Genomic DNA, 15,636 nt, shown 5'->3' with positions numbered 1-15,636 from the left:
GGCCCGAACAAGCCGGGCGCGGTTCTCGTGGGAATGGGGTGCCGCTGCGGACCGGGCGAATGGGCAGGGCCGAGAATTGATTTCTGCGGCATTCGGCCGCGCATATGTATACAAACTTAAACAAAACCCTGCAAAAACGCGTCAGGCTCCGTACGCCGAACGGACACCGGGCCGTCATCACAATTCACCGCCCCGCCGAACGACCGCACCAGGGGGCACCAACACCAGCGCAAACGGCTATGGACGGACCGGGGAGAGACGGGAGGGAAGCCCGCTCCGATAATTATGCCGAGAACTCGCAGGAGTTACGCTGTGGGTTTTCGCGCCAGAACGGTGAGTGACCTGAACGGCACTCATTAGCGCATTCTGCGCATATGGACATGCAATGCCACGAAGGCCCACCAAACGTCATAAGATTCGACGTGTCAGCCAAGCCCGGGCAGGCATCGGTCGACGAAGTTCTTGAGACGAAAGGCGGGACCATGAAGGCTCACGACTGGCTCTGATCGAACTCTTCACCCGAGACCTGACCGGCCGTAAAGTCCGAGATACGCACTGCCAAGAATCACCGACGGCAGAGGGACTGGACGTGGCCGGGCGCGCAAGACGCGACAGTGAGACCGATCGGCGGCTTCTGCTGCTTGTCGGTCTCGTCGTGCTGTGCGCCGCCACCGCGGTCGTGCTCAGCCTGCGCGACATCGGGTTCGACAGCCCGCCGAGCGCCCGGGAGCTCACCAGCGCGGCGACCGTGGCCTTCCTCGTGGCGGTGGGTGCCACCGTGAACGTGCGAATCCGCATCCGGGCGACAACCCACGGCGTCTCCTGGACCGAGGTCGCGGTGCTCGTCGGGCTCGCGGTGGCACCCGTGCCCTGGGTGATCCTCGCGACCGGCCTGGGCGTCGGGCTCGTCCGGGGCATCCTCCGGGTGGCGCCCCTCAAACTGGCGTTCGGCGTGGCGAAGGACATGGTCACCGCGGCCGTCGGCGGGATGGTGCTGCTGACGGTCGGCTGGAGCTGGCCGATCGGCGGGGCCGTCGGCCGGTCGATCTGGGCGCTGGTCGCCGCGTACCTCGTGGTCGTCGTCCTCGACGAGGTGCTGACCTTCCCGGTCATCGCCCTCGCCACCCGCACCCGGGTCCGCGACCTGTTCCGCGAGCACTACGACCTGCGCATCGCCAGCGCCACCGCCCGGTTCGCCGTCATCGTCTCCACCCTGCTGATCCTCAACAGCAACCCCAGCTTCCTGATCGTCGTGCCGCCGCTGGTGCTGAGCCTGCACCTTGCCTACTCCAGCCGGGTCCGCAACCGGGCGGAACGCGACGCCTGGCAGCGGCTCGCCCGGACCACCGACGCGCTCAACGTCGTCGACCTCGACAAGGTGCTCACCACCGCCGTCACCCAGGCCGCCGAACTGTTCTCCGCGGACGAGGTGGAGATCGCCCTGCGCGAGGGCACCCGGACCGTCCGGGGCGCCGCCGGCGCGCTCACCTACGACGGGCCCGCCGACCAGGTCGGTGCGGTGGACGGGCCAGCCATCGAGGTGCGCCTCGAAGGGTCCGACCGGGCCGTCGACATCGGCGCGCTGCGGTTGCGGTTCCGGGGCCCGGTCCGGCTCTCCGAACGCGAGCAGTACACCCTGCGCACCTTCGCCTCCGCGCTGTGCACCGCCGTGCGCAACGCCCAGGCGTACGCCGAGTTGGCCCGCGTCGCCGACGAGCACGCCTACGCGGCGACCCACGACGCGCTGACCGGCCTGGCCAACCGGCGGCACCTGCTGGAGCAGGGCACCGAGCAGCTCAACGCCCGACACGCCGACGGGGTGACCGCGCTGGTGCTGATCGACCTCAACCACTTCAAGGAGGTCAACGACACCCTCGGCCACGCCGCCGGTGACCGGGTGCTCATGCAGGTCGCCGGCCGGCTACGCGGTGCCGCCCACGGCGACGACCTGGTGGCCCGCCTCGGCGGCGACGAGTTCGCCGTGCTCCTGCGCGGGCTGCCCGCCCCGGCGGTGGCCGCCCACCGGGCGGAGGCGCTACTCGCCGCGCTGCACGAGCCGCTCGGCCTGGACGGCATGCGGATCAGCATCGAGGCCAGCGGCGGCATCGCCGTCGCACCGGCCAGCGGTGGGATCGCCGAGTTGCTGCGCCGCGCCGACGTGGCGATGTACCAGGCGAAGCGGGCCGGCCAGCGGATCTCCACGTACGCCCCGGCCCGGGACATTGCCGACCTCGGCCGGCTCACCCTCGGCGGGGAGCTGCCCCGCGCGGTCGCCGACCACGAGTTCACCGTCAACTTCCAGCCGATCGTCGACCTCGCCACCGGCGAGGTGACCAGCGCGGAGGCCCTGGCCCGGTGGCACCACCCGGTACACGGCATGATCGACCCGCTGCGCTTCCTGGAGGCGGTGGAACGCTCCGGGCGGCTCCCGGCGTTCGCCGAGGCGATCCTCGACGAGGCGCTGATCGCCGCCGACAGCTGGCGGGCCGCCGGCTTCGACCTGCCGGTGGCGGTCAACGTGTCGCCACGCAGCCTGCTCGACGCCCGCTTCCCCGGCGCCGTGCTCGCCCGGCTGCGCGCCCACGACCTGCCGCCGGACCGGCTGGTCCTGGAGCTGACCGAGACGCTGACCCTCAGCCAGCTCGACGTGGTCGACCGGGTGCTCAACCGGCTGCGCGACGAGGGTGTCCGGCTGGCCCTGGACGACTTCGGCACCGGCTACTCCTCGCTCTCCCTGCTCTCCCGGATCCCGGTCCACGAGTTGAAGATCGACCGCAGCTTCGTGTCTGTCATGGAGGCATCGACGGAGGCCGCCGCCGTCATCCGGTCCACCCTCGACCTGGGCCGCAGCCTCGGGCTCACCGTGGTCGCCGAGGGGGTGGCGAGCGAGCCGCAGCGCCGCGCACTCTGGGAGCTGGGCTGCGCCGCTGGGCAGGGCCACCTGTTCGGCCGGCCCGTGCCGGCCGGGACGCTGCTCTCCACGCTGCACCGCGGGTTCGGCGGTCGCCCCGGCACCCTCGCACCGCCCCTGCACGACGCGGGCGCCGTGCTTCGACTCCCCTCCGGCCGCCGGCAGGGCGGCCGAGGTCGAGGGGAGCGTCTGCCACACTTGCCCGCGTGACCGCCGCCGACCGGACCACCCGTACCCCCGCGAGCTGGCGGAGGATCGACCGGGCCGCGGGGGGCCTGGCCCTCGACATCGGCCTGTACGCCGCGTCCGCCGCGTTCGCGGCGGTCACCGCGATCAGCTCCACCCTGCCGCCGCACCGCGCCTGGGGAACCGTCGCCGCGTTCGGGTACCTGCTCGCCGCCGTCGCCGTCGCGGGTCAACTGGCCGCCCGGCGGCACGGTGCCGCCTCGTCGCTGGCCGGTCTACCCGGTCGCTGGGCGGTCACCGGCCTCGCCTGGGCCGCCACAACCGTGCTGCCGCTGATCCAGCAGGGCGCGCAGCGAGCGGGCGGCCGGACCGACCGGGCACAGGAGGAGGTGGTGGTCGTTGAGCACGCCGGCACCCGCCTCGCCGAGACCGGCACCCCGTACCTCGGACACGACGCGATCGCCGCGCTCCCCGCCGACGAGCGGCTGCTCGGCTACACCCCGTACCAGCCGGGGATGGCCCTGTTCGGCCTGCCCCGCGCGGTCGCGGACGGCTGGTGGACCGACGCCCGGCTGTGGTTCGCGGTCGCCACCGCGCTGGCCCTCGCCCTGGCGGTCCGCGCCCTACGCCCGACCGACCCGACCGACCCGACCGGCCGGGCAGCGGCGGTGCTGCGGGGCGTCCAGGCGGCCACCGTCCTGCCGATCTGCGCCCTCACCCTGGCCACCGGCGGCGACGACCTGCCCGTGCTCGCCCTCTGCCTGCTGGCCCTTGCCCTCGCCGCCGTCGACCGGCCGGGCCGCGCGGGCCTGGCCGTCGGGCTGGCCGGCGCGCTGAAGCTCTTCGCCTGGCCGGTCGCCCTCGTCCTGATCGCCTGGGCGGCGACCCGGCGCTCCTCCGGGCGGCTCGCCGCCGGCGCAGTCGGCGTCCCGGCGCTCGCCCTGCTCCCCGCGTTGCTGGTCGACCGGGACGCGCTGGTCGAGAACGTGCTGCGCTTCCCGCTCGGCCACGGCCTGGTCACCAGCCCGGCGCAGTCCCCGTTCCCCGGCCAACTGATCGCGACCGCCCTGCCCGCCGGCCGGGTGGTCGCCGCCGCGCTGCTGGTCGCGGTCGGCGTCGGGATCGCCGTCCGGCTGCTGCGCCGCCCGCCCCGCACGGCCGCCGCCACCGCCCTCATCTGCGGGTACGGGCTGCTCGCCGCGATCCTGCTGATGCCGTCCACCCGCTTCGGGTACCTGCTCTACCCGGCCGCCCTGCTGGTCTGGGCACCCGCCCTCGCCCGCCCAGAGCCGGGTGGTCTCCGCCCACCGACCGGTCGTTCTCGCCGGACTGCCGACGCGGGCCCGTCGGCAGGGCGTACACCTGAGGAATGACGACGACCTACCGTGACCGAGAGGACGCCGGCCAGGTCCTCGCCGACCGGCTCGCCGAGCTGGCCGACCGGCCCGACATCACCGTGCTCGGGCTGGTCCGGGGCGGGGTGCCGGTGGCCCGGGTGGTCGCCGAGCGGCTCCGCGCGCCCCTCGACGTGCTGGTGGTGCGCAAGCTCGGCATGCCGATGGCGCCCGAGGTCGCCTTCGGCGCGCTCGGCCCGAACGGGGTGCGGGTGCTCAATGAAGCGGTGGCCGCCCGGGTCGACCCGGGGGACGTCGCCGAGGTGCAACGCCACGAGCAGGCGGAACTGGAGCGCCGGGAACGCCGCTACCGGGCCGGTCGCCCACCGCTCGACCTGACCGGGCGGACCGCCGTCATCGTCGACGACGGCCTGGCCACCGGGGCCACCGCCCGCGCCGCCGTCCAGGTGGCCCGGCGGCTCGGCGCCCGTCGGGTGGTCGTCGCGGTCCCGGTCGGCGCCGAGGAGGCGTACGAGATGCTGGTCGCCGAGGCCGACGAGGTGGTCTGCGTCCAGCGGCCCGCCGGCTTCGGCGCGGTCAGCAGCTACTACGAGGACTTCCACGAGGTATCCGACGACGAGGTGACCGACGTGCTCGCCGCGATCGGGTGACATCACCAGGTACCTTCGGATAATGCAGCTCACCTGTCCCAAGTGTCACGGAGACATGCGTCAGTACGAACGCAGCGGAGTCGTCATCGATCAGTGCGGCGAGTGCCGGGGAATTTTCCTCGACCGCGGCGAACTGGAGAAGTTGTTCGAGGCCGAGGCGAACTGGAACCGGCAGCAGCCGGCGGGCGCCCCGAACCCGGCACAGCGCCCCCAGGCCCCCGGCGCCTACCCGCCGCCGCCTCCGCCCGCCCACCAGCCACAGCAGCCGGGGTACGGCGCGGTTCCCCCGCCGCCCCCGCCGCCCGCGCACGGCTACCCGCCCGTCGCCCCGGCGTACGGCGGGCACGGCCAGCAGCACCACGGCTACCACGGCCACTACCGCCGCAAGAAGAAGCACGGCGGCTTCCTCGGCGAACTCTTCGACTGACGGACGTGTCCGGGGCCGGCCAGTGATGTTGCCAGCCGGTCCCGGGATCGCCCCCTGGGCGGTCAGCCGATCGCCATGTCCACGAAGCGGGAGAGGTGGAGTTGCGCGGCCACGGTGATGGAGTCGGTCGGACCATTTCTGTGTTTGGCAACAATAAAGTCCGCCTCGCCCGCACGTGGCGACTCCTTGTCGTAGTAGTCATCTCGGTGTAGAAGGATTACCACGTCCGCATCCTGCTCGATGGAGTTGTGGGTGGCAATGCCGTTGGCGACGAAGTTGTGCGTGCCGAGGACGGTCGCGTCGTACACGTCAAGCTCACCGATCGACTCAATTGAGACGATTTCGTCCCAGAAGATGTCGTTGGTGGCGTGCAGCTCAAGGTCCACTGAGTCGAGGACCGCCGCAATCTTCGCCAGCCTGGATCTGCTGGGTGCGTGTTTCCACAGGGTGCTGCCGCAGAACTGGGTTCCGATCGCCTTGGCGAACTCCCGATGGCTCATGCCCTGGTCGACGAGGATCCTACGGACCTCCGACCACACTTCCGTGGGCACGGTGTCAACGTTGGTATTACTCTCCCGCTCCTCCAGCGCGCCCAGCAGCGCCGCGCAGTTGGCCGCCCGCTCGCCGTGCACCCCGATCTCACGGAGAAAACGAAGCTGGTCGTCCCTGCCTGAAATGTCGAGCGTGTACTGAGGCCGGTGCCGCGCGACAGGTACAGCCTTGAGACGGGCGGTTATGCCGTACCGGAGTAGAAGTCGGGAGATGTCCTCCAACATCCGTCGGCTGGTCGAGGAGAAGTAAATCCTGCCACTGCGGCCGGACTTGTTGAGGAAGACGGATCCGTCGGTCGCCCACAGATGGCGGAGGAAGGTGGTGATCTGCTCTTTGGGCAGGCCGAAAACCGTCTGCGGCACGAACTTCTCGTGAGACCTGTGGCCGAACAGCCCGAGACCGTCCAACCATTCGGCCACCGGATTCCGGCGGCCCCTGGCCAGTCGATGAGGAGCAGGCAGGCGCAGGGTGGTCACCCGGGCAGCGGCGTAGTCGTCCCGGACGGCGGAGATGCCGAAGTGCTTCGCCGCATCCGCAACGGCCTGCAAATTCTGTTCGTCGCAACTGGCGTACCGAATCGGTTGTCGCCGGACGAACGAGCCGTCACCGAGCAGATGGGCCAGCAGGACCACCTCTTCCTCGGGCCAGTGCCTGGTGGCGAGCGGCGGCGGGATGTGCCTCGGCGTCGCGATACGCGCCCCGGCGGCCAACTCTCTCAGCGGCACCCAGCCAGCAAAGGTCAGGAAGGGGTGGTTGGCCGTGGCCTCGATCTGCTTTCCCGACGCCAGTGTCATCCGGAACACCTCGCGAGTGCCACTCGGAAAGACGTGGGTCATGGTGCGGGGGGCGTAGCGAAGGTTGTCGTCGAGCGCCCAGACAGGAACTTCCTTTACCTCACCGGCGAGGAGTTCACCCAGCGTCACCTCTGCGTTGTTGTCCGCGCGGAGGAGCCTGGTCTCGGCGGTGAGGCAGCCGGATTCACGGAGATCGGACAGCTGGGGTCGCTTGTCGGTGCGCTGCTCAGGGCCACGGTTGAGCTGGCTCACCGCGATCACCGGGCACTCGACCTCCTTGGCGAGCAGCTTGAGGCCACGGGACAGGTCCGCGACCTCCTGCTGCCGGCTCTCGGTGCGCTTCGGCGAGGTCATCAGCTGGAGATAGTCGACCACGATCATCTTCAGGTCGTGCTTCTGCTTGAGCCGGCGCGCCTTGGCCCGGATCTCCATCAGGTTCATGCTCGGCGTGTCGTCGACGAAGAGCGGGGCCTCGCTGATCTCACCCATACACCGGGCCAGCTTGGTCCAGTCGTCGTCGGAGAGCTGGCCGCTGCGCAGCACGTGCAGCGGGACGCGGGCCTCGGCCGAGAGCAGTCGCATGACGATCTCGACCTTGCTCATCTCCAGCGAGAAGATCGCCGCAGCCTGGTTGGCCCGGATAGCCGCATGACGGGCAAAGTCCATGCTAGCGGTGCTGTTGTGCGTCGGGATCATGGACCGGCCGGCCAGGTAGAGGTGGTCCGGGTTGTCCACCGTCACGCAGCGGACCGGGACGCTCGGCACCGGCCGCACATCGACAATGAACCGGCTGTCAGTCCGAACGGTACTCTCGCTGCGCCTGCGTAGGCGATGAGTCTCCTGCTTCCGAGGCAGGTGGAACACCTCGTCAGTGGTCGTGAAGTTGAGGTTGTACGCGATGGAGGTTTCCGGCCTGCGACCCTTCACCACCTTGCGGCTGATTGAACAGCGATACCCGAGACTGACGACCAGTTCGTAGGCACCCTCGGCAAGCCTCGCCGAGGTTGTAGTGAGCTGAACAGTGCCAGCGTTGGTGATGGTGCCGTCGGTGTCGAGCAGGCCCGCGAGCAGCGCCCGGCGCTGCGTCTGCGATGCCCGCAGGTACGACTGCGGCACATGCTTGTTACCGAGCACGCCGATTGCCCGCAGCGACTGCGTCAGCGACGACGGAGAACTGGCGCAGAGGACGCAGCCCCTGCGGCCACGGCCACACATGGGGCATTCCGGAGGCCGGAGTGAGTACAGCGTCGGCTCTGTCGCTGACTTTTTCGTCTCGAAGCCGTCCGCCTCGATCCGCCGCAGGATATCCGGGTCAACGGTGGTGAGCCGGCTACCGGCGCTGTGTCCGTCACCAAGCCAGGCGCCCAGCGTGTACGGGGGCACCGGCAGGTCCGCCTCCGGCAGTTGCAGTGCTTCGGCGTTTCGTACCGCGTGGTTCAACCTGCGGTCGGCGGTGGCGGTTCGCAGCGTTGCTCGGATCTCTTCGGTCGTAACGACATCGGAGTACCGGGCGGCGTCAACCGTATCCTGCCAGGCGCTTACGCGATCCAGAAGGCGCCTGTAGACGGCGCGGGCCGGGTAGACACGGGCACGTGGGTCCCCGCGCCGCCCCTGCGCCAGCGGAGCAAATTGGTACGGGAGGTCTCGCACGACGCGGCGGGCGGTGTGGACGAACTCGTCGCCGATCACCGACGCCAGTTCAGCAACGCTGACATCCTCGGATGCCTCAGACGCCACCCGTCGCAGCCGCTCCACCGCAGAGGGGGACCAAGCGACCTTCCGGCGAACCGCGCCGGCACGCCGGGAAGCGCGTGTAGTCGTCTTCCACAGGTGCTCGGCATCCGCAACGATCACACTGCCGTCGGAGAACTCGACTTCGTAGCAGGGTCGACCCTCCATCACATCAAATGCGTGGGTGACCGTCGTCGGGCACCCGTCAGCACCGATAAGTTGGTCGCCGGCCTTAACTTCGCCCATCGTCGCCCAGCCGTTGGGCGTGGGCAGCGGGGTGTCGAGGGCGAGTGCCTTGCCGAGGCCGGGCCGCCCCGCCACGATGATGAGCTGCCCGGCGTGCAGACCGTTGAGCAGCCGGTCCAGGTCGGTGAAGCCGGTCGGCACGCCGGTCATCATGCCGCCCTGGGCGCCGACCGCCTCGATCTCGTCGAGCGTCGGCTGGAGCATGTCGGCCAGGACGGCGAAGTCCTCGTTGACCCGGCGCTCGGTGATGTCGTAGACGGCCTGCTGGGCGAGGTCGACGATGTCGTCCACGTCCCGGCTGCCGTTGTTGCCGGTGCCGTACCCGAGCTGCACGATCTTCGTTCCGGCCTCGACCAGCCGGCGGAGCACCGCCCGCTCCCCGACGATCCGGGCGTAGTAGGCGGCGTTCGCGGCGGTCGGCACGCTCGCGATCATCGTGTGCAGGTACGGGGCCCCGCCGATTCGGGCCAGGTCGCCGGAGTCGGCCAGGGCGGCGGCGACGGTGATCGGGTCGGCGGGCTCACCCCGTCCGTAGATGTCGAGGATGGCGTCGAAGACGGTGGCGTGCACCGGCCGGTAGAAGTCGTGGGACTTCAGGATCTCGACGACGTCGGCGATGGCGTCCTTGGACAGCAGCATGCCGCCGAGAACGCACTGCTCTGCGGCGACGTCCTGGGGCGGGGTCTTCTCGAACTGGCCCTCCCGCTGGGAAGGGGCTGGCGGCTGGCCACCGCCTCGTGGCTGCGTCCGCATGTCGTCGGCGACCGACACGGGTCCCCCCTCCGCTGCCTCGGTTCGACTACCGGTCCGCCGCCGGGCACGGCGACTTCCGATCGGACCGGTCGGGTCGATCGGGGGTCATCGCACCGTCGGTCGAGAGGCAACCATACGGAACCCGAGGTCAGCGACTCAACCAAGCCGGTGGACGAGCCTTGGGACAACCTGTGGACGCCGGTGGACAACATGTGCGCAGGGTGTGCACAGCCTGTGGACAACCGCTGGGGAATTCTTCCAAGCAACGCTCTGACCTGGGAAATCTCTACCCACACCCTGTGGATAAAAAATTCCCGGTCAGTTTCGCCGATCCTCGCCCCGTACGGCCTCCCGCAACGGTCGCGCCGTGCCCTGCCGGGCCCTTTCGAGCCAGGGCGGAGTCGTCCCGGGGCGAACCGGTCGGCGGTGCGTAGGCAGTCGGCACCCACGGCCCGCCGGTGGTCGGCGACCGTGGGCGACGGTGGCCGAGGGTGGGCTCTCGACGGTGCTGACCAGCGCCGTCACCGGTCAACGGGACTGGCTGGCCGGGCCGTACCAACGGCGCAGGGCCCGCACCGGCGTACCGGTGCGGGCCCTGCGCGTGGTGCTTCGGTGTCAGCCCTGGACGACGTTCAGGTCGAACTTGGCGGTCACCTCGGGGTGCAGCTTGATGCTGACCGGGTACGCACCCAGCGACTTGATGTGGCTGGGCAGCTCCAGCCGCCGACGGTCGAGGGTCGGGCCGCCGGCCGCCTTGACGGCGTCGACGATCTCGGCCGGGGTGACCGAACCGAAGAGCCGCCCGCCGTCGCCGGCGCGGGCCTTCAGGTTGACCTTCAGGCTGTTGAGCCGGGCCTTGACCTCGTTGGCGTGGTCGAGGTCACGGATCTCCCGGGCCGAGCGGGCCCGCTTGATGACCGTGACCTGCTTCTCCGCACCCTTGGTCCAGACGATCGCGAAGCCCTGCGGCAGCAGGTAGTTACGGCCGTAGCCGTTCTTCACCTCGACGATGTCGCCCGGGGCACCGAGGCCGGACACCTCCTGAGTCAGGATGATCTTCATGTCGGTGCCTCCTCTCAGCGAGCCGTGGCCGTGTACGGCAGGAGCGCCATCTCGCGGGCGTTCTTGACCGCGCGGGCGATCTGCCGCTGCTGCTGCGAGGTCACGCCGGTCACCCGTCGAGCGCGGATCTTGCCGCGGTCGGAGATGAACTTGCGCAGCAGCGCGGTGTCCTTGTAATCGATATAGGTGATCCCGTCCTTGTCTAGCGGGTTCACCTTCTTCTTTGGCTTGCGAAGGGCCGCAGCCTTAGCCATTGACCGTGCTCCTGGTTTGCGATCGCGGGCGCTCGGCGCCATTAGAACGGGGGCTCCTCATCAAAATTGCCGCCACCCGAACCAGCGCGCGAGGGAGCTGGTGCGGCCGAGGCCCAAGGGTCGTCGAAGTTGCCTCCGCCGCCGCCCTGGGCACCGCCACCGCCACCGCCACCGCCGAAGCCACCGCCACCGCCGCCACTGGAGCGCGACATCTTCTGCACCTTCGCCGTGGCGTAGCGCAGCGACGGGCCGATCTCGTCGACCTCAAGCTCGATGACGGTGCGCTTCTCACCCTCGCGGGTCTCGTAGGACCGCTGACGCAGCCGGCCCGACACGATCACCCGGGCGCCGCGCTGCAACGACTCGGCGACGTGCTCGGCGGCCTGACGCCAGACCGTGCACGCGAGGAACAACGGCTCGCCGTCCTTCCATTCGCCGGACGCCTTGTCCATGAACCGGGGCGTCGAAGCGACCCGGAACTTGGCGACCGCGGCCCCCGAGGGGGTGAATCGCAACTCAGGGTCATCGGTCAGATTGCCGATGACCGTGATGGTGGTGTCTCCTGCCATGACCATCTCCTCGCGCACTCATCGTTCGCCGTACAGACTCTCAGAGCCCTACGACAGCGTCGATGAAGCTGATCCGGGTGAACCGGGTGAACCGGACTGGACGCTGTTAGTTAGCGCATCTCCGGACGGATGACCTTGGTGCGCAGCACGGACTCGTTGAGCCGCAGCTGACGGTCCAGCTCGGCCACCGCCGCAGGCGTCGCCTGCAGGTCGATGACGGCGTAGATGCCCTCGGCCTTCTTGTTGATCTCGTACGCGAGGCGCCTACGGCCCCACACGTCGGTCTTCTCCACCGAGCCACCCGCGGTCCGGATCACGTTCAGGTACGTGTCGAGCGACGGGGCGACGGTGCGTTCCTCGAGGCTGGAGTCGAGGATCACCATGATTTCGTAATGACGCAAGACGTGCTCACCTCCTGTGGGCTAAGCGGCCACGGTCCTTCCGCGGCAGGAGGTCGTGCGTCTGCCCGCTCCGGGGCCGGGGGAACCCGGCCGGGCGCGGACAACCGGACCAGAATACCCGGTCCGAACGATCATGCCCGGGCAGGTCGGCCACTCCCGGCGTGCCGCCGGCGGCACGGTCGACCGGGCGACGGATCCGGCGGCCCGGAGGGCCGCACAGGACGGGGGCCCGGTCCGACGCTGGCGTCGGACCGGGCCCCCGTCACGAGGCCGCGGGGCGTCCCGTCCGCATTCCTTGGGTGGGACCTGGGGAGGAACGACCACACCGATGAGGTTGGATCGCGACGCCCCGCGGAGCTTCATCGTGTTGTTATCTGACAGTACAATGGCAATCGTCCCCTGTGGGGCGGATTTGAGCTTTTACCCGGAATCCCGCAGCTCGCCCCGGGCCGGGTGGCACCGTGCTGAGTGGCACCGGCGCCGCCGGACCGCCCCACGCGTCGGATCCCGCTCCGGCCGGCCGGTCCCAAACCGCCCCGTGACCCGCGCCCCGGAGAATCGCTCATGCGGGAAAGTCGACCGTCGATCCCAACCGGACCAACGACCACCCCCGCCCCGGGTGACGCCCCGCCCACCGGCGCCGTCCCCGGCGGCGCCGCAACGGATGCCGCCACCCGGGCGCACCGTCACCCCGCGCGTCGGTGCCGCGACGTAGGCTCGCCTCCATGCGTATCGGAGCCCACGTCGATTCCGCCGACCCGCTGTCGGAGGCGGCCGCCCGGGCCGCCGAGGCCGTGCAGTTCTTCCTCTCCGACCCACAGGGCTGGAAGGCCCCGCAACCGCGGGAGGACGCCGACCGGCTGCGGGCCGCCGACGTCGACCTCTACGTCCACGCCCCCTACGTCATCAACGTCGCGACGCTGAACAACCGGATCCGCATCCCGAGCCGGAAGCTGCTGCTCAGCCACGCCACCGCGGCTGCGGGGATCGGCGCGAAGGGCCTGATCGTGCACGGCGGGCACGTCAACGCGGGCGACGACCTGGCGGTCGGCTTCGACAACTGGCGCAAGACCTTCGCGTACGCGGCCGAGAACGGCGGCTTCGCCCTGCCGGTGCTGATCGAGAACACGGCCGGCGGCGACAACGCCTGCGCCCGTCGTCTCGACGCGCTGGCCCGGCTCTGGGACGCCGTCGGCGAGTACGAGGTGGGCTTCTGCCTGGACACCTGCCACGCCCACGCCGGGGGTGAGGAGTTGCTGGACCTGGTCGACCGGGTCAAGGCGATCACCGGACGGATCGACCTGGTCCACGCCAACAACTCCAAGGACGCGTTCGACTCGGGCCGGGACCGGCACGACAACCTTGGCGGCGGCAGGATCGACCCGGAGTTGTTGGTGGCGGTGATCCGGGCGGCGGACGCACCGGTGATCGTGGAGACCCCGGGCGGGGTGGACGGGCAGGGCACCGACATCGCGTTCCTGCGCGACCGGCTCGGCGCGGGAAGCACGGCGGCATGACGACCGAGCGGGTCGGCGCCACCGACGAGGACACGACCGGCGGGAGTCCGCTGGTGGACGGTGCCGCCGTGAAGAACCCGGACACCGCCACGAAGGGCACCGGGGACGGCGGGGCGACCGACGACGGGCAGGCAGCCGGCAGCGACCGGGCCGACGCCGGCCGGAAGACGGCCGACGCGGGGCAGCACGCCGAGCCCGCAGCGGGGGACGACAACGCGAAGGCCGGCATCGCGAAGGACAACGTCGGTCAGGATGACGCCGTCACCAAGTCCGCGGACACGGACGACACCAAGGGCGGCGACACGGAGAAGGGTGCCGACAAGAAGATTACGGCGGACAAGGACGCCGGAACGGCAAAGGCCTCGGACAAGAAGAAGGCGGACAAGGACGGCGGCACCGCGAAGGACGGCGGCACCGCGAAGGACGGCGACGGTGCGAAGCCGGACCGGTGGGAGGCGTTCGCACCCGCTCCGGAGCGGGTGCCCGGGCGGGTGGGGCGCGTCCTGCGGGCGGTCGGCCGGTTCCTGGTCCACGAGTGGACCCTGGCCGTGCTCGCCTCGCTGGCCCTGGCCGTCGCGCTCACCTGGCCGACGCTGCGCTACCCCCTCTACACGCTTCCTCAGGACTACTGGGACCCGAGCCTCCAGGCCTGGCAGATGGCCTGGTCGGGCCACGTCCTGCTGACCGACCCGGCACAGCTGTGGCAGTCCAACACGTTCTTCCCGGACCCGTGGAGCTTCGCGTTCTCCGACACCCTGCTCGGCTACGCACCGGCCGGCATGATCGGTACCGGCCCCGAGGCCGCCCTGCTGCGGTACAACATCATGTTCGTGCTGGCCCACGCGCTGGCCACGCTCGGGGCGTACGCGCTGGCCCGGCAGCTCGGCGCGGGTCGGGCGGGCGCGGCGGTGGCCGGGGTGAGCTACACGTACGCCCCCTGGCTGCTCGCCCAGGCGGGTCACCTGCACATCGTGTCCAACGGTGGCATCCCGCTGGCGCTGGCCATGCTGGCCCGGGGGCACGGCTGGTCGCTGCGCCACGGCTACCGCCCCGAGCGGCGGCACGCCGGGTGGGCGTACGCCGGCTGGCTGGTGGCCGCCTGGCAGCTCAGCCTGGGCTTCGGCATCGGGCTGCCGTTCGCGTACGCGCTGGCGGGGGCGACGCTCGTCGCCGCCGTGACGTGGTTCGTCCGGCGGCGGTCGAACCCCCGGCCGTTCGGGGTCCGGCTGCTCGTCGCCGACGTGGTCGGCGCGCTGCTCTTCGCCGGGGTGGGCGGGCTGCTGGCCGTTCCCTTCTTCAAGGTCGCCGAGCTGCACCCGAACGCGGCGCGGACGCTCGCCGACATCGGCGTCTACTCGCCGCCGTTCTCGGGCTTCTTCACCGCCCCAGCGGAGTCCCGGGTGTGGGGCGGCCTGCACGAGGGCGCGCGGTCGGTCCTGCCCTGGCACCCGGAGATGACCCTGCTGCCGGGCTTCGTGCTGTACGCGCTCGCCGCGGGCGGGCTGTTCTTCTCTGTGTGGCGGCTGCGGCACCGGCTGCTGCTGCTCGCCGGGGTGGTGGTGACGATGGTGCTGGCGATGGGCACCCGGTTCTTCGGCGGCACCTTCACCTACGGGTTGCTGTTCGAGTATCTGCCCGGCTGGAACGGCCTGCGCACGCCCGGACGGATGATGTTGTGGACGACGCTGCTGCTCGGGCTGCTCGCCGCGGGCGCGGTCAGCGCCTTCGCCGTCCGGGTGCGGGAGTGGGCCGCCGAGCGGGTCCCGCCGTGGCCGGGTCCGTGGCTGCGGCTGGCCACGGTGCTGCCGCTGCTGCTGGTGGTCGCCGAAGGGCTGAACAGCACGCCGCATCCGGTGGTGCCGGCCCAGCCCGCCGCGATGCGGTCGGTGGACGGCCCGATGCTGGTGCTGCCGAGCAGCCAGAACCTCGACCAGCCGGTGATGCTGTGGTCGACCAGCAGGTTCCAGGACATGGTCAACGGCGGCAGCGGCTTCACCCCCGTTCGGCAGGCCGAGATCCGGCAGGTCACCGAGAGCTTCCCGGACCAGGCGAGCGTCACCTACCTGCGCGACCTGGGTGTCCGCAACGTGGTGGTGCTGCGCGACCGGATCGCGGGCACGCCGTGGGAGACGACGATCGACACCCCCGTCGACGCCCTGGGCATCACCCGTGAGGAGATCGAGGGCGCGGTGGTCTTCCGCCTCGGGTAGTCAGAATGTGGGAGCGGG

The 15,636-nt window shown here is 70.6% G+C and carries 11 protein-coding genes; 6 read left to right on the top strand and 5 right to left on the bottom strand.

Features of this window, described 5'->3' with window-relative positions; all coding sequences use genetic code 11:
* Positions 1-589: 589 nt before the first annotated feature.
* Genes ACH4T9_RS26985 through ACH4T9_RS26970 form a run of 4 tightly spaced genes read left to right on the top strand, consistent with a single transcriptional unit; the run spans position 590 to position 5,529 of the window.
* Positions 590-3,121: a putative bifunctional diguanylate cyclase/phosphodiesterase gene (locus ACH4T9_RS26985; protein WP_396671877.1), complete on the top strand. Its 2,532-nt coding sequence runs from the start codon at positions 590-592 to the stop codon at positions 3,119-3,121.
* Complete coding sequence (locus tag ACH4T9_RS26980; protein ID WP_396671876.1) at positions 3,118-4,470, top strand: glycosyltransferase 87 family protein; 1,353 nt, start codon at positions 3,118-3,120, stop codon at positions 4,468-4,470. Before ACH4T9_RS26985 ends, ACH4T9_RS26980 begins: the two co-directional genes overlap by 4 nt.
* Positions 4,467-5,102, top strand: coding sequence for a phosphoribosyltransferase (locus tag ACH4T9_RS26975; protein WP_396671875.1), 636 nt, complete (start codon positions 4,467-4,469; stop codon positions 5,100-5,102). The genes ACH4T9_RS26980 and ACH4T9_RS26975 overlap by 4 nt, the downstream gene beginning before the upstream one ends.
* Positions 5,103-5,121: 19 nt before the next feature.
* Positions 5,122-5,529 (top strand): zf-TFIIB domain-containing protein, encoded by a 408-nt coding sequence (locus tag ACH4T9_RS26970; protein WP_396672074.1) that lies wholly within the window; start codon positions 5,122-5,124, stop codon positions 5,527-5,529.
* Positions 5,530-5,591: 62 nt separating this feature from the next.
* Here ACH4T9_RS26970 and ACH4T9_RS26965 read toward each other — a convergent pair whose 3' ends face one another.
* The 5 genes from ACH4T9_RS26965 to rpsF all read right to left on the bottom strand — a co-directional run bounded on the left by ACH4T9_RS26965 (position 5,592) and on the right by rpsF (position 11,891).
* On the bottom strand, positions 5,592-9,491 hold the full coding sequence (locus tag ACH4T9_RS26965) for a replicative DNA helicase (RefSeq protein ID WP_396672073.1): 3,900 nt from the start codon (positions 9,489-9,491) through the stop codon (positions 5,592-5,594).
* Between the two features lie 729 nt (positions 9,492-10,220).
* Positions 10,221-10,667: a 50S ribosomal protein L9 gene (gene rplI, locus ACH4T9_RS26960; RefSeq protein WP_387022373.1), complete on the bottom strand. Its 447-nt coding sequence runs from the start codon at positions 10,665-10,667 to the stop codon at positions 10,221-10,223.
* 14 nt (positions 10,668-10,681) lie between these two features.
* A complete protein-coding gene (gene rpsR, locus ACH4T9_RS26955) occupies positions 10,682-10,921 on the bottom strand; it encodes a 30S ribosomal protein S18 (RefSeq protein WP_007073789.1) in 240 nt (79 codons plus the stop codon).
* A gap of 41 nt (positions 10,922-10,962) precedes the next feature.
* Positions 10,963-11,508, bottom strand: coding sequence for a single-stranded DNA-binding protein (locus ACH4T9_RS26950; protein WP_396671874.1), 546 nt, complete (start codon positions 11,506-11,508; stop codon positions 10,963-10,965).
* 92 nt (positions 11,509-11,600) lie between these two features.
* A complete protein-coding gene (gene rpsF / locus ACH4T9_RS26945) occupies positions 11,601-11,891 on the bottom strand; it encodes a 30S ribosomal protein S6 (protein WP_120683045.1) in 291 nt (96 codons plus the stop codon).
* 725 nt (positions 11,892-12,616) lie between these two features.
* Here rpsF and ACH4T9_RS26940 point away from each other — a divergent pair.
* Positions 12,617-13,408: a deoxyribonuclease IV gene (locus tag ACH4T9_RS26940; RefSeq protein ID WP_396671873.1), complete on the top strand. Its 792-nt coding sequence runs from the start codon at positions 12,617-12,619 to the stop codon at positions 13,406-13,408.
* Positions 13,405-15,618 carry a hypothetical protein gene (locus ACH4T9_RS26935; RefSeq protein ID WP_396671872.1) on the top strand — a complete coding sequence of 738 codons (2,214 nt, stop codon included), beginning with the start codon at positions 13,405-13,407 and terminating at the stop codon, positions 15,616-15,618. Before ACH4T9_RS26940 ends, ACH4T9_RS26935 begins: the two co-directional genes overlap by 4 nt.
* Positions 15,619-15,636 lie beyond the last annotated feature (18 nt).

The sequence above is a fragment of the Micromonospora sp. NPDC020750 genome (assembly GCF_044334565.1).
Classification (GTDB): domain Bacteria; phylum Actinomycetota; class Actinomycetes; order Mycobacteriales; family Micromonosporaceae; genus Micromonospora.
This window is presented reverse-complemented; position numbering and strand designations above follow the sequence as displayed.

What these genes read in the sequence shown, in the direction of transcription:
- ACH4T9_RS26975 (WP_396671875.1), top strand. Translation starts at nt 4,467, where the DNA reads ATGACGACGACCTACCGTGACCGAGAGGACGCCGGCCAGGTCCTCGCC.
- ACH4T9_RS26965 (WP_396672073.1), bottom strand. Translation starts at nt 9,491, where the DNA reads ATGCTGCTGTCCAAGGACGCCATCGCCGACGTCGTCGAGATCCTGAAG.
- rplI (WP_387022373.1), bottom strand. Translation starts at nt 10,667, where the DNA reads ATGAAGATCATCCTGACTCAGGAGGTGTCCGGCCTCGGTGCCCCGGGC.
- rpsR (WP_007073789.1), bottom strand. Translation starts at nt 10,921, where the DNA reads ATGGCTAAGGCTGCGGCCCTTCGCAAGCCAAAGAAGAAGGTGAACCCG.
- ACH4T9_RS26940 (WP_396671873.1), top strand. Translation starts at nt 12,617, where the DNA reads ATGCGTATCGGAGCCCACGTCGATTCCGCCGACCCGCTGTCGGAGGCG.
- ACH4T9_RS26935 (WP_396671872.1), top strand. Translation starts at nt 13,405, where the DNA reads ATGACGACCGAGCGGGTCGGCGCCACCGACGAGGACACGACCGGCGGG.